Origin of the sequence: Chromobacterium sp. CV08 (assembly GCF_051129845.1) — a bacterium.
Taxonomy (GTDB): domain Bacteria; phylum Pseudomonadota; class Gammaproteobacteria; order Burkholderiales; family Chromobacteriaceae; genus Chromobacterium.
On the sequence record NZ_CP150453.1, the window covers coordinates 3,423,820 to 3,444,268 of the forward strand.

Below are 20,449 nucleotides of genomic sequence, written 5' to 3' on the forward strand. Positions count from 1 at the left end.
TCCATGGGCAAGATGGAGGTGTTGATCCGGAGCACACTAACTCCGGATCAGGCTGATGCTGCGCTAGACGCAAGCAGGGAAGTGCTGTGTTTGGCCTGCGCTGGGTCAGGCAAGTCACAGACCTTGGCGTTCCGAGTCGCTCGTCTCATATCCGAAGGCGTACCGCCAGCCTCGATCGTGGCTTTTACGTTCACGGAGAAGGCTGCCGAATCTATCAAACGACGTATTGCACAGACGCTTGCACTAGCAGGACTCAGCACAAACTTGATCGGACAGATGTATATCGGAACGATCCATTCCTTCTGTCAAAACGTGTTAGGGAAGGCCGACGCAAAGTATCGCCAATACGATGTTTTGGACGATAATCGGCTTACACTCTTTCTCATGTCCCGTTATCCTGCCTTGCAGATCAAGCCGCTTAGGACACGGTTCGGAGACCGCTATTTCGAGACGATCAAAGAGGTGGCGGCTGCTTGGAAGCTCTGTCAAGATGAAGGCTTGAGCGTTACGAGCGTGGCGGCGCATGACCCGGAAGTCGGGACTGTCCTTCAGCTCCTCAAAGACCTACTCGACAGAGACCAGTACATCGACTTCGGTTCAATGATCCGACTGGTCGTCGAGCATTCTATTACTGGCAATACTGCTGTCAATCGCGCACTTTCGGAGATATCCCACCTCCTTGTCGATGAGTATCAGGACGTTTCCCCTTCCCAAGAGGCACTGATCCAGGCCATCCATGCGCAAGGAGCGTCACTCTTCGTCGTCGGCGATGATGACCAGGCCATCTACTCCTGGCGCGGTGCTGATGTGAGCAACATCCTGACGTTCCGTGATCGCTATCATATCCAAACAATACATACTCTTGATACGAACTTCCGAAGCACCCGTGCCATTGTAGACGTCTCCGCCGACTTCATCGCACAGGAGCTGGGTGCCGCAAGATTGCCGAAAAAACCGAGCAATCATCGGGACATTGCGCCACGTGAGTTAGCCAACTATCTATTCGATGATCGGAGTGAAGAAGCTGATTGGGTCGCCGACCGGATCGAACAACTACTTGGTACTCAGTTCACGGAAAAGAACGGTAAGGTGCGCGGACTCACTGCTGGTGACATTGCCATTCTGATGAGATCGACTCGAGGAAGCGAACAGAGCGGAGAAGCGCGTCATAATCCCTTCACATCCCGATTGGCAGCCAAGGGTATCCCATTTTCCTTGGAGGCAGGGGGAAATCCGTTCGACCGTCCGCAGGTAGCAGCCCTGCGGGATGTCTTCCGCTTGCTGGCAAATGGCAACCCCGATAGAGCAGAAGCAAAAGAAGTCTTTGACCAGGTCATCCTCCCCGCTTATCCGAAGGCGGACTTTGCACGATTTACTCGTGCCCTGTCCGATTGGGGGAGGCGGATTCACGCGCCGACAGGAGGTGCTCGCCAGCGCTTGCTTCCCCAAAACCTTGTATTCGATCTGCTTTCCGCTTTGCAGGTTTCAACATACCCTCCGGCGCCCGAGGTGATGAGGGAGATCGGGCTTTTCAGCCGGATGATCCAGGACGTCGAAGGCGTCTACCTAAGCGTCGATTCTTCAGATCGATTCCGTCAGGTATCCCACTTCCTTGAGTTCGTCGCCGAAGGTGGGTACAACGTCAGCACTGATGATGTAACACAACGACCCGATGCCGTCTCGGTTACAACAGTCCATAGCGCAAAAGGACTTGAGTTTCCTGTCGTATTCGTTGTGGACTGCCAAGCCGGCAGATTTCCTGGCAAGAATTCCAGCTATCGTGGCCTTATCCCGGAACAACTCGTACGGGCTGCCATCCAGAGAGGTGCCTATATCGGCACACGTGAGGCAGAGGCAAGGCTTTTCTATACCGCGCTGACCCGTGCGGAGGCATTTCTATACGTTACCGGGGCTGCCAACCTGCCCGGTGGAAAGCGTGCGAACAAAGCATCGCCGTTCTCGCTGCGGATGACCGACACCGAACTGATACCTGCTACCGGTGTAGCCACCAATTTGCCTACAGAACCTAGTCAGCCTCGAGTCGACCAAGCGATCCTTCCGACCAGCTTCAGCGATATCAGGTACTACCTGCACTGTCCGATGGACTACAGATTCCGGCGCGAGTGGGGATTTAGTCCAGCTGTACCGGAGCTGTTCGGGTATGGACGCGCCGTTCATGTTGCAATCGAGAAATTGCATGAGCTTCACCCGGAACGCCCACCTACGTCTGATGAAGCGGCTGCAGTGACGACGGAGTCGTTCCATCTGAAGCACATCGCCCCCAGCGGCGACCCGGTAAACAGGCCTGGGGCATATGAACGCGCCAAGAACAAGGCAGTCGAAATTGCCCAACTATACGTCTCAGAGTTTGCAGAGGACTTCACCAGTCGCCGGCAAGTGGAGGCTAGGTTCGAAATCCCTGCAGCCGACTGCCTGATTACAGGCTCCATTGACCTGCTCGTCAACGAAAGCCAGGACGGCACGATTCGTGATGCCGAAGTTATAGACTTCAAGGCCATGGAAGCAGGCAGCGATCCGTTCGCAGACCCAGACCTAGATTGGTTGGCGCTGTCGCTACAGGTTCAACTGTATGCGAAGGCCGCGCGCGAAGTGTTGCAGGAGAATGCAGTGGCAGGGGCGGTCCACTTACTCAAGGATAATCGCCGAATCCCAGTGCCAGTCGATTCGAATGCAGTACAAGCAGCCGTATCAAATGTCGAGTGGGCGGTTCAAGGGATTCTAGCCCGACACTTCCCCATGCGCCCAAACCCTACAAAGTGCGGGAAATGCGATTTCCAAGAACTTTGCAGTAAGCAGCCCCAAGAGTTCAACAAGGCGCTAGGCATACCACCTCCTATCCATACTCCCGATGGCCTGTTTCAAGCGAAAGCTTTTAATACCATTGATTGAGTTGTGCGCTGGCGGTAAGGCCTCATAGCAATCCTTTATCGCCAGCATCAAACCCATCCGGATACTTCGATCGAGCCAGTTCCCATCAAAAGCATTGGCCGTTTGGCTGCGTATATCGGACTGAATTTACTTTGTCCCGCAAAGATAACTCTGTCCAGTGAATTGCCACCTCAACCTCCCCCCCAACACCACAAGCTCACCACCACCAACCACCCCACAAAAAAAGCCACCCCGGAAACACCGGGGTGGCTTTGACGATTGCGGTCCTGCGCCCTACTCGGCCGGCTTCGCCGGCGGCAGCCTCTGCAACAGCGCGAAGGTCATGTTCTGTTCGCGCGGGCGGTGGCCGGTCCATAGCACTTGCCAGCCCGGTTCGGCGACGCCCTCCTCGCTGTTGCGCACCACCAGCCAGTAGTCGCACGGCGCGGTTTCGCCGGCCGGGAACGGCAGCAGCTCGATGCCGGCGTAGTAGCGCCAGCTGATCAGCGCCAGCTTGTTGCGGCTTTCGGTGGCGATGCAGCTGGCCTCGGCCGGCAGTTTGCGCTGCATGTTCACCACCACCGGACGGTAGCTCTTGGCGGCGTCGAACCACGGCAGCCACAGCGTCAGGCCCAGGCCCCACAGCAGCGTCAGGCCGGCGGCCCAGTTGGTGACCGCCTGGCGGCCGCGCAGATTGCGCCGGCTCAGCGCCCACAGCCAGGCCAGCGTCGCCACCAGCGCGCCGGACGCCTGCCACCACGACACATGTGGCTGGTAGAACGGGCTGAAGTACTGGGCGCGGCCGGCCAGGCCCTGCGGCCAGCCGTAGTTCATCGCCGCCCAGCCCAGCCACACCAGCAGGCCGAACAGGCCGAAGGTCATCAGCGCGAACCAGTTGAGGAAGGCGGCGGCGCCGCGGCGCAGATTGTCCAGCTCCACCGCCGCCAGGATGGACAGCGGCAGCAGCAGCGGCATCGCGTCGGTGATGCTGGCGCGGTCGGACAGCGTCAGGAACAGCGCGATCATCAGCGAGAACACCAGCGGCAGTTGCAGCTTGGGCGTTTGCAGTTCGCGGTTGCGGTATAGCGTCCACAGCGCCAGCGGCCAGGCCGGGAAGGCGAACCACAGGGCGTTCAGGCTGTAGTAGCCGAAGTCGTGGAACAGCCGCAGCCGGTGGAAGCCGCTGGTCTGGCCCAGCGCGTAGTTGGCCCACCAGTCGGCGTAGACGGCCGGGTAGTCGCGCGCCAGCAGCATCGGCCACACCAGTATCGCCGGCACCGCCACCAGCAGCGCCAGCAGCAGCGTCAGCGCGTAGTTCTTGCTGCGCCAGCCGCTGAAGGCCGGCAGCATCAGCGCCGCCAGCCAGATCAGCAGCAGGTCCATCAGGCTGCCGCCGAGGAAGGTGGCGACGCTGGCCGCGCCCAGCAGCGCGCCGGCCAGGCCGGGCGAACGCAGCGTCAGCGTCAGCGCGTAGAAGGCGGCGGCGAAGCCGGCGAAGCTGGCCACCGTCGGCGTCAGCTGGTGGCCGGCCTCGACCAGGCCGATGCAGCCTATCAGTATCATCACCACGCTGCGGCCGTGGCGGCGGCCTATCAGCTCGCGGCCGGCCATGCCGGCCAGCAGCAGCGACAGCGCCATCAGCATAGGCGTGGCCATCCGCGCGGCGTCGTGCGCCGGCAGCAGCCACGGCGAGAACAGCTTGATGCAGCCGGCGGCCAGCCAGTAGTACAGCGGGGGATTGTCGAGGTAGGGGGCGCCCTGCAGTGTGGGCAGCAGCCAGTTGCCGCTGTGCAGCATGCTCTGGGCCACCGCCAGCACGAACGGCTCGTCCGGCTTCCACGGGTCGTGTCCCAGTATGCCGGGCCACAGCCAGATGAAGCACAGCAGCAGCAGCACCCAGGGTTTTTCGGTAGGCTTGGCCAGCTGGCTGGCCTGGGAGGAATAAGTCAGCATCCTGCCACCTTAGTCGTTGCTAAGAGCCTGTTCACGATATTTTTGCCAGCGCCGTCCGGCGCCGCTGTTGAAAAAAGATCGTAGACAGGTTCTACGGGTTCAACTCGTCATCCGATGCCGCGACGGCATGAAAAAAGGCAGCCAGCGGCTGCCCTTTTCGGATTCCAGATATGCGGCAACGCGCTTAGCGCTTGAAGAAGCTGCCGAATTTCTGGTTGAACTTGTCCACGCGACCAGCGGTGTCCACGATCTTCTGCTTGCCGGTGTAGAACGGGTGGCAGTTGGAGCAGACTTCGATGCCGAAGCTGTCCTTGGACATGGTGGACTTGGTCACGAACTGGCTGCCGCAGGAGCAGGTAACGGACAGGTCTTTGTAAGTCGGGTGAATATCGGTTTTCATTTCTTACCTTTCTATATCGGGTACAGGGGTTTTGCCTGTACTGCTTGAGAAGCATAGCATTATCCGCCGTTTGCCGGCCGTTGACAAGCACCGTCAGGCAAATACGCTCAGGCGCGGCGCCAGATGGTGCCGCCTGCGCCGTCTTCCAGCACGATGCCCTTGGCGGTCAGCTCGTCGCGGATGCGGTCCGATTCGGCCCAGTTCTTCGCGGCGCGGGCGTCCTTGCGCGCCTGGATCAGCGCTTCCACCTGCTCGGCCGACAACACGCCCTCGCCGGCGCCGCCTTGCAGGAAGGCCTCCGGATCGCGGGTCAGGAAGCCCAGCACGCCGGCCAGGTCCTTCAGCAGACGGGCCTGCTGCGGGTCGCGGCTCTTGTTGACTTCGCCGGCCAGCTCGAACAGCACGGCCATCGCCTCCGGCGTGCCGAAGTCGTCGTCCATCGCCGCCTTGAAGCGGGCGGCGTGCGGCTGGGTCCAGTCGATGCCGCCGGAGGCCGGCAGCTCCAGGCCGCGCAGCGCGGTGTACAGCCGGGTCAGCGCGTGCTTGGCGTCCTGCAGCAGTTCTTCCGAGTAGTTGATCGGGCTGCGGTAGTGGGCGCGCACCATCAGCATGCGCACCGCCTCGCCGTCGAAGTGCTTCAGCACGTCGCGGATGGTGAAGAAGTTGCCCAGGCTCTTGGACATCTTTTCGCCGCCGAACTGCAGGAAGCCGTTGTGCATCCAGTAGTTGACGTAGGTGTGGCCGTGGGCGCCCTCGCTCTGGGCGATTTCGTTTTCGTGGTGCGGGAACTGCAGGTCCTCGCCGCCGCCGTGGATGTCGAAGTGCTCGCCCAGGTGGTGGCAGCTCATCACCGAGCACTCGATGTGCCAGCCCGGACGGCCGGGGCCCCACGGGCTGTCCCAGGACGGCTCGCCCGGCTTGGCGGCCTTCCACAGCACGAAGTCCAGCGGGTCGCGCTTGTTCGGGTCCACTTCGACGCGCTCGCCGGCGCGCAGCTTGTCCAGCGTGCGGCCGGACAGCTTGCCGTAGCCTTCGAATTCGCGCACCGCGTAGTAGACGTCGCCGTTGGCGGCCGGATAGGCCTTGCCGTTGGCGATCAGGGTCTCGATCATTTCCACCATGCCGCCGACGTGGTGGGTGGCGCGCGGTTCCAGCGTCGGCGGCACCAGGTACAGCTGCGCCAGGTCGGCGTGCATGTCGGCGATGGTCTGCTCCACCAGCTGTTCCGGCGTGATGCCGCGCTCCAGCGCGCGCTTGATGATCTTGTCTTCGATGTCGGTGATGTTGCGGACATAGGTGACGGCGTAGCCGGAGGCGTCGAGCCAGCGGTAGATGATGTCCCAGGCCGCCAGCATGCGCGCGTGGCCGATGTGACAGAGGTCGTAGACGGTCATGCCACAGACGTACATGCTCACTTTGCCGGCTTCGATGGGTTTGAAGACTTCCTTCTTGCGGGTCAGTGTGTTGTACAGGCTCAGCATGATCAAAAAAACCTATGTGACAGTCAAAAGAGGAAGATTGTAGCAGAGCGCGCAGCAGTCCTGTAACAACCGTTTGCATGAAAAAACCGCCGGCGGGCGGCGGTTTTGGCATATCGGGCCGGCCGGGGCCGGTTCACGGCCGTCGGCGGGCGCTACACCTTGGGCCAGGCGATAGGCCGGTAATCGGGCAGGCCGTCCTTGAACGGCGGAATCCGCTCGCCTTCCATCAGCGGCTTGACGTAATCGAGGAAGGCCTGGGTGACGCTGAAACCGTCGGCGCCGATGAATTCCGGCGGCAGCCGCTTTTCCTTGTCGCCTACGGCGGACAGCGGCACCTCGGCCACGTCCCAGCAGTACGGATGGTCGTTCAGACGCCTGATGCCGGCCATCAGCCCGGTCTTGCCGGCCAACAGCCATTCCACCGCCTTCTCGCCCATCACATAGGCCTGGCGGACGTCGGTGGCGGAGGCCAGGTGGCCGCCGGCGCGCTGCAGATAGTCCACCTGGGCCACGTGGGCGGAGATGCCGCGTTCGCGCAGGATCAGCTGCGCCAGCCAGTGGCCGGCGCCGCCCAGCTGTTCGTGGCCGTAGGTTTCCGATTTCTTGGCCTCGGCGACGAAGCGGCCGTCCTCGCCGGTGATGCCCTCGGCCACCGCGATCGCGCATTGGCCGTATTTGGCCAGGCTGGCGTCCAGCGCCGCCAGGAAGCGCTGCCGGTCGAACGGCACCTCGGGCAGCAGCAGCAGGTGCGGCGCCTCCTGCGGGCTGCGCGAGGACGCGGCGCAGGCGGCGGCCAGCCAGCCGGTGTGGCGGCCCATCGTTTCCATGATGAACACCCTGCCCCAGCCCATGCTGGTCATGTCCAGGCCCACCTCGCGCATCGCGCTGGCCAGGAATTTGGCCGACGAGCCGTAACCGGGGCTGTTGTCGGTGCCCACCAGGTCGTTGTCTATGGTTTTGGGGATGCCGATCACGCCCAGCTTGTAGCCGGTGTGCTTCTCGAAATCGGCCAGCCGCTCGGCGCAGCCCAGCGAGCCGTTGCCGCCATTGATCAGCAGGTAGCGGATGTCGTGCTTGGCCAGCACGTCGCGCAGCCGCAGCCAGTCGTCCGCCGCCTCGTCGAAGCTGCCTATCATCCGGCGGCTGACGCCGAAGCTGCCGCCCGGCATGAAGGCCAGCTGGGCGATGGCGGTGTCCGACACGCCGTCGGTGTCGCACAGCCTGTCGTCCAGCAGGCCGGCCAGGCCGTCGTAGGCGGCGTACAGCGAAAGGCCGAGGCGGCGCGCGGTTTCGATCGCGCCCTGGGCGGAGGCGTTCAGCACGGCGGTGGGACCGCCGGATTGCAGGTATACGGCTCGTGGTTTGGTCATGGTCGCAGTCTGGGGCAAGGGTCGTAAAGGAGCCCGGCAAGCACGAAGCTCCAGCTGACCACCACCATACCACTTGCAGGAAAACCGCCTCAAGACCGGCCGCGCGACACGCGCCGCTTTATTGACCGGAGACAAGTCCGGCCGCCCGCGCGGCCGCCGGCACAAGGGCCAGTAGGTTTTCACAAGCGGCGTCGCGAACATCAAACTGCGCGCGCCCCGCGCGCCGACACTCCATCCCCCGCACAGGAGACAACGATGCCCACACGCCACACCGCCATACTGCTCGCCCTGCTGGCCGCCGGCCTAGCCGGCGCAGTCGTCGCCGCCGACAAATGGACCAACCCGCAGGACGCGATAGGCCAGCTCTGGTCGGCCCGCATGCCGCTGGGCGCGCGCTGGACGCCGCAACAGTGCGGCAACTACGCCGCGCTGCCGGCGGACGTCCGCGCCGTGGTCAGCCATACCGGCTCCGGCCTGGTGGTGCCGCAGGTCAAAAAGGACCGGGCGGTGCTGACCAATGGGCTGAAGCAAATGGCCAGCTCGCTGCTGCAATACCATCCGGCCACGGTCGCCGCCGGCCAGTTCTACCCGCAGGAGGTGGATGGGCCGTTCGTCATGGACGCCGCCTACTGGGCCGATCATGCCCGCTCGCCGCACGGCAACGCGCGCCATCACCTGCCGGCGGTCAACACCGCCGGCCTGGACCTGAACCAGTGCCCCAATCTGGCCGGCCTGGGGCCGCGGGCGGCGATGGACGCGCTGAACGGCGAGGCCAACATCAGCAACAGCCTGCGCTGGCATTGCTACGCCAACCGCTTCCGCGTGGTAGGCGGCGAGGAGGTGCCGCTGGTCGGCTATATGGAGTTCACCCAGCCGGAATACCCGGCCGACGACCAGTACGCCTACGCCGCCGCCGACGGCCGCGTCGTCCACGACTACGTCAACAACCGCGTCTACTACACGCCGGCGCATTACAAGCAGTGGAAGAAGGCCGACTTCGCGCCGGACCAGACCGGCGCCTACGGCTGCACGCCGGCCGGCAGTTGCTGCGACCCGTTCTTTGAAATCGTCCGCTGAGCCGTCAAAACGCGACGGGCCGCCCCGAAAGCGGAGCGGCCTGTCGCCTGTGGCTTAGAGCGGCTGACAAGAATCAGTTTTACGGCTGAGGCAAGGCGCGCTGCGCGGTTTTGTTAGCGGCTCTTGGTACGACAAGTCGGCGCAACGCAGCATCAGGAATTTTGTTAGCCGCTATGCGCGCCCTACTCGCGCGTCACCTCACCAGCCGGCGCGTAGCGCTGCGCCTTCAGCGGCGAGTGGGCGGCCAGGTACTGCTTCAGCACATCGGCGTCCACCAGGCCGGTGTCGACGTAGCCGGGCCGGCCGATCAGCCTGGGATAGCCGTCGCCGCCGGCGGCGATGAAGCTGTTGACCGCCATCCGGTAGGTCTTGGCCGGGTCCACCGGCTTGCCGCCTATCGCGGCGTCCTGCAGCTCGCCGCCGACGATGCGCAGCCGCACGCCGGCGAACTGGGCGAAGGCGCCGGCGCCCGGCGTCATCCGCGCCGCGGCCCGCAGATAGTCCAGCGCCTCGCGGCCGGACAGCTCGACATAGGCCAGTCGGCTGCCGAACGGGAACACCTTCAGCACGTCGCGGTAGCGGATGGCGCCGGCCGGCAGCGAATCGCGGATGCCGCCGGAGTTGATCACGGCGAAATCGGCGCGGGCCTTGTCCATCATCGCGGCAGCCACCAGCGCGCCCAGCGCCGTCGGCCGGCTGCGCGACGCGTCGCGGCCGCCTTCCAACTCGGCGTCGGACTCTGCCACCGGGACCGACAGCGCGGCCTGGCCCTTGTCCTGGTAGTTCTGCAGGAAGCGGCGCAGCCTGTCGTCGTCGGCGACGGCCTCGGTGTACGGTACTTTCCGCGTCTTGCCGTCGGCGCCCGTCACCGTCTTTTTCAGATTGACCGGAATCAGCTGGTATCTGACCAGCTTCAGCCTGCCGTTGTGGAATTCGAAATCGGCGCGACCGACGTATTTGCCCCATTCGTGCGCCTGCACGATCCAGGCGCCGTTCTGCCGGTCCGGCGCGCACGGCGCGCCCGGCACGTAGGCGTCGTCGCGGACGTTCTCGGCCTTCATGCACACCGGGTTCTGGCTGTGGCCGCCTACGATCAGGTCCAGGCCCTTGACCGCGCGCGCCATCTCGACGTCGCCGGGCGCGTTGACGCCGTGATTGCCGTCGGTGTAATGGCCCATGTGGGTGGCGGCGATGACGATGTCGGCCTTGTCGCGCAGTTCCGGCACCAGCTTGGCGGCCTCGGCGATCGGACTCCTGAATTCGATGCCCTTGATCTGCTCCGGATTGACCAGCTTGGCGGTGTCGTCGGTGGTCAGGCCCAGCACCGCCACCTTGACGCCGCCCAGATTGAACATCGCGTACGGGTCGAACAGGCGCTTGCCGTCCTGGTAGATGTTGGCCGACAGCATCGGGAAGTGTATCCACTTGCGCTGCTGCATCAGCACCGGCAGCGGCTTGTCGAACTCGTGATTGCCGACGGCCATCGCGTCGTAGCCGATGCGGTCCATGCCGCGGAAGTCCGGCTCGGCGTTCTGCAGATCGGATTCCGGCACGCCGGTGTTGATGTCGCCGCCGGACAGCAGCAGCGTGTAGCCGCCGTCGGCCTTGACCTCGGCGCGCACCTTGTCCACCACCGTCTTCTGCGCGGCCAGGCCGTATTCGCCGTCGCTGTTCGGCCAGAAGCGGCCGTGGTGGTCGTTGGTGTGCAGGATGGTGATCTTGTAGGTCTTGCCGCTGTCGTAATTGCCCTTGCCCGGCTGCGAGGCGCAGGCGGCCAGCAGGCCGGCGGCGGCCAGCGCCAGCACGGCGCGGCGTAGCGAAACGCGCATGGTTTTCTCCTTGCGGACGGCCGGGCGCCTGCCCGGCCGCGTCAAACGGTTGCGGATGCAAAAATGGCGAGCGCGCGGGCTCGCCATTCGTCGACGGATCAGCCGCTTACTTCCAGCTGTCCTTCAGGCCGACGGTGCGGTTGAACACCGCCTTCTCGCCCTTGCGGTGTTCGTAGCGGTCGGTGACGAAGTAGCCCAGGCGCTCGAACTGGAAGCGCGATTCCGGCTCGGCCTGCAGCACCGAGGCCTCGACGAAGGCCGGCACCAGCTTCAGCGACTCCGGGCTGATGAACTGGCGGAAATCGACGTATTCGCCGTCCTCGCCGCGCACGGCGTCCGGGCGCTGCTCGGTGAACAGGCGCTCGTACCAGCGCACGTCGGCCTGGATCGCGTGTTCGGCCGACACCCAGTGGATCACGCCCTTGACCTTGCGGCCTTCCGGGTTCTTGCCCAGCGTGTCGTGGTCGATCGAGCACTTCAGCTCGACGATCTCGCCGGCGGCGTCCTTCACCACCTCGTCGCACTTGATCACGTAGGAGTAGCGCAGGCGCACTTCGCCGCCGGCGGTCAGGCGCTGCCACTTCGGCGGCGGCGTTTCGGCGAAGTCGTCGCGCTCGATCCAGATCTCGCGGGCGATCGGCACTTCGCGCTCGCCGAATTCCGGATGGTGCGGGTGGAACGGCGCGCTGCGGCTGGCGGTGACGGCGGCGTCGTAGTTCGTCAGCGTCACTTTCAGCGGATTGACCACGGCCATCACGCGCGGCGAGTCGTTTTCCAGCGTCTCGCGCACCGCGCCTTCCAGGATGGACATGTCGATGATGTTCTCGCTCTTCGACACGCCGATGCGCTGGGCGAACAGCTTGATGCCGGCCGGGCTGTAGCCGCGACGACGCATGCCGGCGATGGTGGGCATGCGCGGGTCGTCCCAGCCGGTCACCACGCCGTCGTTGACCAGGGCCTGCAGCTTGCGCTTGGAGGTCAGCGCGTACAGCAGTTCCAGCCGCGAGAATTCGATCTGCTGCGGATGGTGGCCGATGCTGATGTTGTCCAGCACCCAGTCGTACAGCGGACGGTGGTCTTCGAACTCCAGCGAGCACAGCGAGTGGGTGATGCCCTCGATCGCGTCGGAGATGCAGTGGGTGTAGTCGTACATCGGGTAGATGCACCACTTGTCGCCGGTGCGATGGTGATGCACGCGGCGGATGCGGTAGATGGCCGGATCGCGCAGATTGATGTTGCCGGAGGCCATGTCTATCTTCAGGCGCAGCGTCTTGCTGCCGTCGGCGAATTCGCCGGCGCGCATCCGGGTGAACAGGTCCAGGTTCTCTTCCGGGCTGCGGTCGCGGTACGGGCTGTTCTTGCCCGGCTCGGTCAGGTTGCCTCGGTACTGGCGCATTTCCTCGGCGGACAGGTCGTCCACATAGGCCTTGCCGGCCTGGATCAGCTCGACGGCGTAGTCGTACAGGCGCTCGAAGTAGTCGGACGCGTAGCGCACCTCGCCGTTCCACTTGAAGCCCAGCCAGCTGATGTCCTGCTTGAACGCCTCGACGAACTCGTCCGATTCCTTCTCCGGATTGGTGTCGTCCATGCGCAGATTGCACTGGCCCTGGTAGTCCTCGGCCAGGCCGAAGTTGATGCAGATGGCCTTGGCGTGGCCGATGTGGGCGAAGCCGTTCGGCTCCGGCGGGAAGCGGGTCACCACCGAGCTGCGACGGCCCGTGGCCAGATCCTCGTCGATGATGCTGCGAATGAAGTTGTTGACAACCGGCGCGCTGTTTTCCGTGCTCATGTTCTGGCTGTTGGTAAGGATAGCGAATCGGCCATTGTAACCGAAATCGCCGGCGCTTGTTCGCCGCGGCGAGACGGCGGCCGCTGGTCGGGAGCGGGCCGCCCCCCGCATGGCAGTCCAGCCGGCAGGGGCTGGACTGCCATGCTCGGAAAAAGTTAGACCAGCGCCCGCCCGGTCAGCCGCTCCAGCTGACGCAGCGGCGACTTGGCCGGATCGTCCATTTTCTCCAGCGGCAGCCACAGCGTCTGCTCCAGCATGAACTGGCCGGACATCACCGCGTGCGAAGCGTGGTCGGAGAAGCAGATCCAGGCGCCGCCGGGCGCGAACGGCACCGTCTGCTGCGGGCAGGTCTTCTGGTATTCCAGGTCGGCCTTCATCGCGTCGTGCAGGTGCAGCATGATGTGGTCGTAGCCGCTGCGCTTGCGCTTGGTGATCTTCAGCGCCGCCAGCAGCGCGGCCGAGCCGGGCCACTGGGCCGGCACCCGCGGCAGCATCTTCTTCGCCATGTCCTCGAACGGCTCGCCTACGCGCCACACGCGCGGCTCGCCGGCCGGATTGATGTTGCAGAACACGCGCAGGATGCGCTCGCCGTAGGTCGGGCGCGACGGGAAGGCGTCGACGTGCAGCCGGCTGTCGTCCTTGCGCCACGAGGTCTTGCGGTCCTCCACCCTGACCAGGCGCAGGCTGGTCGGCGCGGCGCGCGTCCGGCCCTGGTATTCCGGCAGCACGCGGGCCAGCAGCTCGGCCGCCGAGCGCTGGTAGCGCGAGATCAGCGCGCGCACCGCCTGCTGGGTGTCGTCGCCGCCGAGCACGCCGTGCAGCGCGCCGTTGTCCGGCTCCAGGCTGATGTTCTTGCGCTTGGGATCGGCGATGGCCGGGGTCAGCAGCGCCTGCTCGGCGGCGTCGAGGACAAAGCCGAAATCGGGCACGTGCAGCACGGCGCCCGCCTCCAATTCCTTCACCAGCCCCTGCTCTCCGCCCTTCACGCCGACGATACGCTCACCCATGATGTTTAGCCTTTTCCGATTCCGAATCCGTTGATGCCCGAAAATATCGCGGCGCGGCCGCTCGCGCGCCCCGCCGCCCAGGCCGCAAGGGTACACCAAAGCCGCGCGCCGGGCATCCGCCCCGCCGGCGCGATGCGGCAGCGCCTTGATTTGCATCAGAAAACCCGCTCGCGCCGCCGCCCGATCAAGCCCCTGCCGCGACGAGGGAGATTGAGCCCAATAAACAATTGTTTATGCTGACTTTTTTCTGGCGATCCGGCATAATAGCCGGCTGCCTGAATTCGACGTGAACGCATGACTACTCCGCAAGCCGCCGCCAAGCCAATCGATTCCTACCGCAAGTACTGGGCCAGCCGTTTCGGCACCGCCCCGTTCCTGCCGATGACCCGCGCCGAGATGGACCAGCTGGGCTGGGACTCCTGCGACATCATCCTGGTCACCGGGGATTGCTATATCGACCATCCGAGCTTCGGCATGGCCCTGGTCGGCCGCTTGCTGGAGGCGCAGGGCTTCCGCGTCGGCATCATCGCCCAGCCGGACTGGCACAGCGCGGACGCCTTCCGCGAACTGGGCCGCCCGAATCTGTTCTTCGGCGTCACCGCCGGCAATATGGATTCGATGATCAACCGCTACACCGCCGACCGCCGCGCGCGCTCCGACGACGCCTACACGCCGAACGCCGAGCCGAACAAGCGCCCGGACCGCGCCGTCACCGTCTACGCCCAGCGCTGCCGCGAGGCCTATCCCGGCGTCGGGGTGATGATAGGCTCGATCGAGGCGTCGCTGCGCCGCATCGCCCACTTCGACTACTGGAGCGACAAGGTGCGCCCGTCGGTGCTGGTCAACTCCAAGGCCGACATCCTGCTGTACGGCAACGCCGAACGCGCGCTGGTGGAGATCGCCCACCGCGCCGCCAAGGGCGAGAAGCTGTCCGAGATGCGCGACATCCGCGGCACCGCCTTCATCGTGCCGCACGGCTGGCGCCCGGACGAGGAATGGCAGGAGATGGACTCCAGCGTGGTGGACACGCCGGGCCGCATCGATCCGCACCTGAACCCCTACCAGGAAATCCCGGAGCAGGCGGCCGAGGCCACCAAGGACATCGATCCGACCAAGCCGCAGGTGATCCGCATCGAATCGCGCGAGGAACGACTGGCCAAGCGCCGCGCCGAGCGCGCGAAGACCGTGATCCGCATCCCGGCTTACGAGGCCGTCGCCCACGACCCGGTGCTGTACGCCCACGCCAGCCGCACGCTGCACCTGGAATCCAATCCGGGCAACGCCCGCGCGCTGGTGCAGATGCACGGCGAGCGCGACGTGTGGCTGACGCCGCCGCCTATCCCGCTCACCACCGAGGAAATGGACTTCGTCTACGGCCTGCCCTACGCCCGCAACCCGCACCCGGCCTACGGCAACGCCCACATCCCGGCCTGGGAGATGATCAAGTACTCGGTCAACATCATGCGCGGCTGTTTCGGCGGCTGCACCTTCTGCTCGATCACCGAGCACGAGGGCCGCATCATCCAGAGCCGCTCGGAAGAGTCCATCCTGCACGAGATCGAGGAAATCCGCGACAAGACGCCGGGCTTCACCGGCCACATCTCCGACCTGGGCGGCCCGACGGCGAACATGTACCGCCTCAGCTGCAAGGACCCGAAGATCGAGCGTTCCTGTAGAAAGCTGTCCTGCGTGTTCCCGGACATCTGCGAGAACCTGAACACCGATCACAGCCATTTGATCCAGCTGTACCGCAAGGCGCGCGCGCTGCCGGGCGTGAAGAAGATCAACATCCAGTCCGGCCTGCGCTACGACCTGGCCGTGCGTTCGCCCGAATACATCAAGGAACTGGTGCAGCACCACGTCGGCGGCTATCTGAAGATCGCGCCGGAACACACCGAGGACGGCCCGCTGTCCAAGATGATGAAGCCGGGCATGGGCGCCTACGACAAGTTCAAGGAGCTGTTCGAGCGCTTCAGCCGCCAGGCCGGCAAGGAACAGTACCTGATCCCCTACTTCATCGCCGCCCATCCGGGCACCAGCGACGAGGACATGATGAATCTGGCGCTGTGGCTGAAGAAGAACAACTTCCGCCTGGACCAGGTGCAGACCTTCACGCCGACGCCGATGGCGATGGCCACGACGATGTGGCATACCCGCCGCAATCCGCTGAAGCGCCTGAGCCGCAGCTCGGAAAAGGTGGACGTGGTGCGCGACGGCTACCGCCGCAAGCTGCACAAGGCCTTCCTGCGCTACCACCATCCGGACAACTGGCAGATCATCCACGACGCGCTGATCCAGATGGGCCGCAGCGACCTGATCGGCCACAGCAAGCACTGCCTGATCCCGCCGACGCCGCCGGGCGACAAGGCCGCCGCGGTGCGCCACAAGATGGGCGCGACCATGAGCCGCAGCAAGCCCACCGGCGCCCGCCAGGCCCCGCAGGGCCAGCGCGGCAAGCCGGCGGCCGTCGGCGCGCGCGGCCAGGGCGGCAAGGCCCCGGCCGGCCGCGGCCCGGCCAAGCCGGGCAACAAGAGCGGCCGCAGCCGCTGAGTCTGCAAGGACGCCGCCCGCGAGGCGGCGTTTTTTTCGCCGACATCGAATCATGCCATCGGACTAGCCCTTGCGCCGGCCAACGGACACAATACAGTCAGCGACAACCGCCAAACACGAGACCCGTCATCATGCGCATCGCCTTCGATCATAGCTACGCCCGCGAACTGCCCGGCGCCTGGGAGCCGACCCGGCCGGACACGCCGCCGGCCCCGGAGATGCTGTACTGGAACGCCGAACTGGCCGACGAGCTGGGCCTGGACGCCGACAAAGCCGACGCGGCCGAACTGGCGCGGCTATTCTCCGGCGCCGAACTCCCGGCCGGCGCGCAGCCCATCGCCCAGGCCTATGCCGGCCACCAGTTCGGCGGACTGTCGCCGTCGCTGGGCGACGGCCGCGCGCTGCTCTTGGGCGAGGTGACGGATCGCGGCGGCGCGCGCCGCGACATCGCCTTCAAGGGCAGCGGCCCGACGCCGTTCTCGCGCCGCGGCGACGGCAAGGCGGCCGTCGGCCCTATGCTGCGCGAGCTGATCCTAGGCGAGGCGATGCAGGCGCTGGGCATCCCGACCACCCGCGCGCTGGCGGTGGTCGCCACCGGCGAGCCGGTCTACCGCGAGCGGCCGCAGCGCGGCGCGGTGCTGACCCGCGTCGCCGCCAGCCATCTGCGCGTCGGCACCTTCCAGTACTTCGCCATCCGCGGCGAGGCCGAGATGCTGCGAAAACTGGCCGACTACACGATAGCCCGCCACTATCCGGAACTGGCCGGCCGCGACGACCGCCATCTGGCGCTGCTGCAGGCGGCGGCGGAACGCCAGGCGGCGCTGATCGCCCGCTGGATGCACGCCGGCTTCATCCACGGCGTGATGAACACCGACAATATGGCGCTGTCCGGCGAGACGATAGACTACGGCCCCTGCGCCTTCATGGACGCCCACCACCCGGACACCGTGTTCAGCTCGATAGACCACCAGGGCCGCTACGCCTACGGCAACCAGCCGGCCATCGCCCAGTGGAACCTGGCCCGCTTCGCCGAGACGCTGCTGCCGCTGATCGCGCCGGACGACCCGGCCTCGGCGGTGCCGGCCGCCACCGCCGTCATCGAAGGCTTCGCCGACCGCTACCGCGAACACTGGCTGGCCCAGGCCCGCGTCAAGCTGGGCCTGGACGACGCGCGAGGCGGCGACGACGCGCTGCTCAACGACTGGCTGACGCTGCTGGCGGCCCAGGGCGTCGATCACACGCTGGCCTGGCGCTATCTGGCCGACGAGGCGGAAGGCAAATCCGGACGGCTGGCCGCCCTGTTCCCGGCGCCGGACGCGCTGGAGCCGTGGCTGAAGCAATGGCATGCCCGCCATGTGCCGCGCACCCGCCGTCCGACCGACATCGCCGCGGCGATGCGCCGCGCCAACCCGCTGTACATCCCGCGCAACCACCTGGTGGAAGAGGCGCTGGCCGCCGCCGCCGAGCGCGGCGACATGGCGCCGACGCTGGCGCTGCTGGAAGTGCTGCGCCGGCCGTTCGACGAGCGCGACGGGCTGGATCGCTACGCGCAGCCGGCGGCGGCGGAGCTGGCGGAGGGCTACAGGACGTTTTGCGGAACCTGACATGAAGCAGCCTACCCTGACATTGCGCCAGGCCACATTAGACGACGAGCCGCTGGCGTTCAATATCTTCGAAGCCTCGATGAAGCATTATGTGGAGCTGGCCTGGGGCTGGAATCTGGAGAGCCAGCGGTGCAGCCATCGCGAACACTTCAACCCCGATGACCATCAGTTAGCGATATCGGACGGGCAGATCTTCGGTTTGATTTGCGTGGAAATCCATCCAACGCACCTGCAGCTGGTCAAACTCTACCTACTGCCGGCATTCAGAAACCAAGGCCTTGGTTCTCTGCTATTGCAATCACTGATCAGACAAGGACAAACCGAAAACAAGCCCATCCGCCTTCGCGTACTGCGAGTGAACGAGCTTGCCCAAGCATTTTATTCCAGACATGGCTTCAAAATCATCAGCGAATCTCCTGAACGGTTCTACATGGAATACTCACCCTGAGCTTCGGAATTGGGCGAATACGCTCAAACATCAAGCCAGCGCCTTTTCCATCACATAATCGTCCATCACGAAGCCGTTGCCGATATCGGCCACCACCTCCTCCCGGACGGTAAAACCGCGCTTGCGATACACGGCGATGGCGCCGGCGTTGTGGCGGTTGACGGTCAGCATCAGCGTGTCGCAGCCGGCGGCACGGGCGGCGGCCTCCACCTCGTCCATCATCCGGCCGCCCAGTCCCTGGCCGCGGCAGTCCTCGGCCAGATACAGCTGCTCCAGCTTCATCTCGCCCGGCCGCCCGCTCAGCGCGTAGCTGCAATAGCCGCGCAGCACGCCGTCCACCCGCAGCAGCCGGAACCAGCGATCCGGCGCCTCCAGGTAGCGGCCCAGCTTTTCCGGCGTGTAGCGGCCGGCCAGCATGTAGGCGATCTGCTCGCGCGAGATCATGCCGATGAAATGCCGGTGCCAGATCGCGCCGGCCAGTTCGGCCACGGCGGCGAAGTCGTCCGGACCCAGGCTGTCGAAACGTATCGCTGAAGTCATCATCGCGCTCCCCTATCGTTTGGCGGGCAGGAACAACGGTAATAGACGGAAACCGCGGCCCCCGCCGTCCGACCGGGCGGGATTGCAAAACCACGGCCACCGGCGCATAAAGACAAGATATTCCAAAGCAAGACCATCGTCCCAGCCGCCCCGGAGCGTCCATGGCCGCCACCCTGCAACTGTCGCAGTTGATCAGCGCACTCAGCTATGCGCTGGACATCACCGAGGGCCAGCCGGAGGGGCATTGCGTGCGCAGCTGCTGGATAGGCATGCGCATCGGCCGCGCCCTCGGACTGGAAGCGCAGGCGCTGTGGGATCTTTACTACACCATACTGCTGAAGGACCTCGGCTGCAGCAGCAACGCGGCCCGCATCAGCGAGCTGTATCTGGCCGACGACCGCCGCTTCAAGCAGGACTTCAAGCTGGTCGGTCCCGGCCTGCCGCAGGTGCTGGGCTTCGTGCTCACCAGCACCGGCACCCACGCCGGCGGCTGGCGACGGCGCGCCGAGTCCATCCTGAACGTGCTGCGCAACGGCAAGGAAATGGCCGACGAGCTGATCCAGACCCGCTGCCACCGCGGCGCCGACATCGCCCGCCAGCTGCGCTTCAATGAAAACGTCGCCAGCGGCATCCAGAGCCTGGACGAGCACTGGGACGGCTCGGGCCGGCCGCTGGGCCTGGCCGGCGACGCCATTCCGCTGAACGCCCGCATCGCGCTGCTGGCCCAGGTGATGGACGTGTTCCACGCCACCCACGGCCGCCACGCCGCGCGCGAGCAGGCGCGCCGCCGCGCCGGCGGCTGGTTCGACCCGGCGCTGACGCAGGCCTTTCTCGACGCGGCCGACGACCAGGCCTTCTGGCGCCAGCTGGAAGCCGACGACATCGAGCAGGCGGTGCTGGCGCTGGAGCCGGCCCAGTGCGCGGTGCCGCTGGACGAGGACTATATGGACCGGATCGCCGAGGGATTCGGCCTGGTCGTCGACTCGAAGAGCCCGTTCACCGCCGGCCACAGCCAGCGCGTCGGCGACTACACCGAGCGCATCGCCATGCGGATGGGCATCGATCCGGCGCGCCGCCGCTGGCTGCGCCGCGCCGCGCTGCTGCACGATGTCGGCAAGCTGGGCGTCAGCAACACCATACTGGACAAGCCCGGCCCGCTGGACGCCCGCGAATGGGAGGCGGTGAAGCTGCACGCCAGCTACACCGAGGCGATACTGGGCCGGATCTCCTCGTTCGCCGAGCTGGCCTGCGTCGCCGGCGCCCACCACGAGCGGCTGGACGGCCAGGGCTATCCGCGCGGCCTGACGGCCGACGCCATCACGCTGGAAACCCGCATCATCACCACCGCCGACATTTTCGACGCCATCCACGCCGAACGCCCCTACCATCCTCCGACGCCGGTCCCGCAGACGCTGGAGCTGATGCGCCGCAGCCTGGGCTGGGCGATAGACCCGGCCTGCCTCGCGGCGCTGGAGCAGGTGCTGGACCAGGAAGGCACCGTGGAGTGACGCG

At 65.4% G+C, this 20,449-nt stretch carries 14 protein-coding genes; 6 read left to right on the forward strand and 8 right to left on the reverse strand.

What is annotated here, in order from left to right; translation table 11 throughout:
• Positions 1 to 12: 12 nt before the first annotated feature.
• Positions 13 to 2,910 carry an ATP-dependent helicase gene (locus WNM05_RS15880; RefSeq protein ID WP_434635158.1) on the forward strand — a complete coding sequence of 966 codons (2,898 nt, stop codon included), beginning with the start codon at positions 13 to 15 and terminating at the stop codon, positions 2,908 to 2,910.
• A gap of 273 nt (positions 2,911 to 3,183) precedes the next feature.
• On the opposite strand, the gene WNM05_RS15885 is transcribed toward WNM05_RS15880, so the two are convergent.
• The 4 genes from WNM05_RS15885 to WNM05_RS15900 all read right to left on the reverse strand — a co-directional run bounded on the left by WNM05_RS15885 (position 3,184) and on the right by WNM05_RS15900 (position 8,093).
• On the reverse strand, positions 3,184 to 4,842 hold the full coding sequence (locus WNM05_RS15885) for an ArnT family glycosyltransferase (protein WP_434628646.1): 1,659 nt from the start codon (positions 4,840 to 4,842) through the stop codon (positions 3,184 to 3,186).
• Between the two features lie 184 nt (positions 4,843 to 5,026).
• Positions 5,027 to 5,242: a 50S ribosomal protein L31 gene (gene rpmE, locus WNM05_RS15890; protein ID WP_101708920.1), complete on the reverse strand. Its 216-nt coding sequence runs from the start codon at positions 5,240 to 5,242 to the stop codon at positions 5,027 to 5,029.
• 107 nt (positions 5,243 to 5,349) lie between these two features.
• Complete coding sequence (gene cysS, locus WNM05_RS15895; protein WP_434628648.1) at positions 5,350 to 6,723, reverse strand: cysteine--tRNA ligase; 1,374 nt, start codon at positions 6,721 to 6,723, stop codon at positions 5,350 to 5,352.
• A gap of 152 nt (positions 6,724 to 6,875) precedes the next feature.
• Positions 6,876 to 8,093, reverse strand: a complete 1,218-nt coding sequence (locus WNM05_RS15900) for a 6-phosphofructokinase (RefSeq protein WP_434628650.1) — start codon at positions 8,091 to 8,093, stop codon at positions 6,876 to 6,878.
• Positions 8,094 to 8,348: 255 nt separating this feature from the next.
• Here WNM05_RS15900 and WNM05_RS15905 point away from each other — a divergent pair, with 255 nt between their 5' ends.
• Entirely contained in the window at positions 8,349 to 9,170 is an 822-nt protein-coding gene (locus tag WNM05_RS15905) for a hypothetical protein (RefSeq protein ID WP_434628652.1), read from the forward strand.
• A gap of 182 nt (positions 9,171 to 9,352) precedes the next feature.
• On the opposite strand, the gene ushA is transcribed toward WNM05_RS15905, so the two are convergent.
• From ushA to WNM05_RS15920, 3 genes are all read right to left on the reverse strand, one after another.
• Positions 9,353 to 10,999 (reverse strand): bifunctional UDP-sugar hydrolase/5'-nucleotidase UshA, encoded by a 1,647-nt coding sequence (gene ushA / locus WNM05_RS15910; protein WP_434628654.1) that lies wholly within the window; start codon positions 10,997 to 10,999, stop codon positions 9,353 to 9,355.
• A gap of 106 nt (positions 11,000 to 11,105) precedes the next feature.
• Positions 11,106 to 12,788, reverse strand: coding sequence for a glutamine--tRNA ligase/YqeY domain fusion protein (locus WNM05_RS15915; protein WP_434628656.1), 1,683 nt, complete (start codon positions 12,786 to 12,788; stop codon positions 11,106 to 11,108).
• A 155-nt stretch (positions 12,789 to 12,943) separates the two neighbouring features.
• On the reverse strand, positions 12,944 to 13,795 hold the full coding sequence (locus WNM05_RS15920) for a Kdo hydroxylase family protein (RefSeq protein ID WP_434628657.1): 852 nt from the start codon (positions 13,793 to 13,795) through the stop codon (positions 12,944 to 12,946).
• Positions 13,796 to 14,089: 294 nt separating this feature from the next.
• Here WNM05_RS15920 and WNM05_RS15925 point away from each other — a divergent pair, with 294 nt between their 5' ends.
• From WNM05_RS15925 to WNM05_RS15935, 3 genes are all read left to right on the forward strand, one after another.
• A complete protein-coding gene (locus tag WNM05_RS15925; protein ID WP_434628659.1) occupies positions 14,090 to 16,345 on the forward strand; it encodes a YgiQ family radical SAM protein in 2,256 nt (751 codons plus the stop codon).
• 131 nt (positions 16,346 to 16,476) lie between these two features.
• Entirely contained in the window at positions 16,477 to 17,949 is a 1,473-nt protein-coding gene (locus WNM05_RS15930) for a protein adenylyltransferase SelO (protein ID WP_434628660.1), read from the forward strand.
• 1 nt (position 17,950) lies between these two features.
• Positions 17,951 to 18,397 carry a GNAT family N-acetyltransferase gene (locus WNM05_RS15935; protein WP_434628662.1) on the forward strand — a complete coding sequence of 149 codons (447 nt, stop codon included), beginning with the start codon at positions 17,951 to 17,953 and terminating at the stop codon, positions 18,395 to 18,397.
• A gap of 30 nt (positions 18,398 to 18,427) precedes the next feature.
• On the opposite strand, the gene WNM05_RS15940 is transcribed toward WNM05_RS15935, so the two are convergent.
• On the reverse strand, positions 18,428 to 18,937 hold the full coding sequence (locus WNM05_RS15940) for a GNAT family N-acetyltransferase (protein ID WP_434628664.1): 510 nt from the start codon (positions 18,935 to 18,937) through the stop codon (positions 18,428 to 18,430).
• 161 nt (positions 18,938 to 19,098) lie between these two features.
• On the opposite strand from WNM05_RS15940, the gene WNM05_RS15945 reads away from it, so the two are divergent.
• A complete protein-coding gene (locus WNM05_RS15945; protein ID WP_434628666.1) occupies positions 19,099 to 20,445 on the forward strand; it encodes an HD-GYP domain-containing protein in 1,347 nt (448 codons plus the stop codon).
• The last annotated feature ends 4 nt before the right edge of the window (positions 20,446 to 20,449 follow it).

What these genes read in the sequence shown, in the direction of transcription:
- WNM05_RS15940 (WP_434628664.1), bottom strand. Translation starts at nt 18,937, where the DNA reads ATGACTTCAGCGATACGTTTCGACAGCCTGGGTCCGGACGACTTCGCC.
- WNM05_RS15905 (WP_434628652.1), top strand. Translation starts at nt 8,349, where the DNA reads ATGCCCACACGCCACACCGCCATACTGCTCGCCCTGCTGGCCGCCGGC.
- rpmE (WP_101708920.1), bottom strand. Translation starts at nt 5,242, where the DNA reads ATGAAAACCGATATTCACCCGACTTACAAAGACCTGTCCGTTACCTGC.
- WNM05_RS15935 (WP_434628662.1), top strand. Translation starts at nt 17,951, where the DNA reads ATGAAGCAGCCTACCCTGACATTGCGCCAGGCCACATTAGACGACGAG.
- WNM05_RS15930 (WP_434628660.1), top strand. Translation starts at nt 16,477, where the DNA reads ATGCGCATCGCCTTCGATCATAGCTACGCCCGCGAACTGCCCGGCGCC.
- WNM05_RS15880 (WP_434635158.1), top strand. Translation starts at nt 13, where the DNA reads ATGGAGGTGTTGATCCGGAGCACACTAACTCCGGATCAGGCTGATGCT.
- WNM05_RS15885 (WP_434628646.1), bottom strand. Translation starts at nt 4,842, where the DNA reads ATGCTGACTTATTCCTCCCAGGCCAGCCAGCTGGCCAAGCCTACCGAA.
- ushA (WP_434628654.1), bottom strand. Translation starts at nt 10,999, where the DNA reads ATGCGCGTTTCGCTACGCCGCGCCGTGCTGGCGCTGGCCGCCGCCGGC.
- WNM05_RS15920 (WP_434628657.1), bottom strand. Translation starts at nt 13,795, where the DNA reads ATGGGTGAGCGTATCGTCGGCGTGAAGGGCGGAGAGCAGGGGCTGGTG.
- WNM05_RS15945 (WP_434628666.1), top strand. Translation starts at nt 19,099, where the DNA reads ATGGCCGCCACCCTGCAACTGTCGCAGTTGATCAGCGCACTCAGCTAT.
- WNM05_RS15900 (WP_434628650.1), bottom strand. Translation starts at nt 8,093, where the DNA reads ATGACCAAACCACGAGCCGTATACCTGCAATCCGGCGGTCCCACCGCC.
- cysS (WP_434628648.1), bottom strand. Translation starts at nt 6,723, where the DNA reads ATGCTGAGCCTGTACAACACACTGACCCGCAAGAAGGAAGTCTTCAAA.
- WNM05_RS15915 (WP_434628656.1), bottom strand. Translation starts at nt 12,788, where the DNA reads ATGAGCACGGAAAACAGCGCGCCGGTTGTCAACAACTTCATTCGCAGC.
- WNM05_RS15925 (WP_434628659.1), top strand. Translation starts at nt 14,090, where the DNA reads ATGACTACTCCGCAAGCCGCCGCCAAGCCAATCGATTCCTACCGCAAG.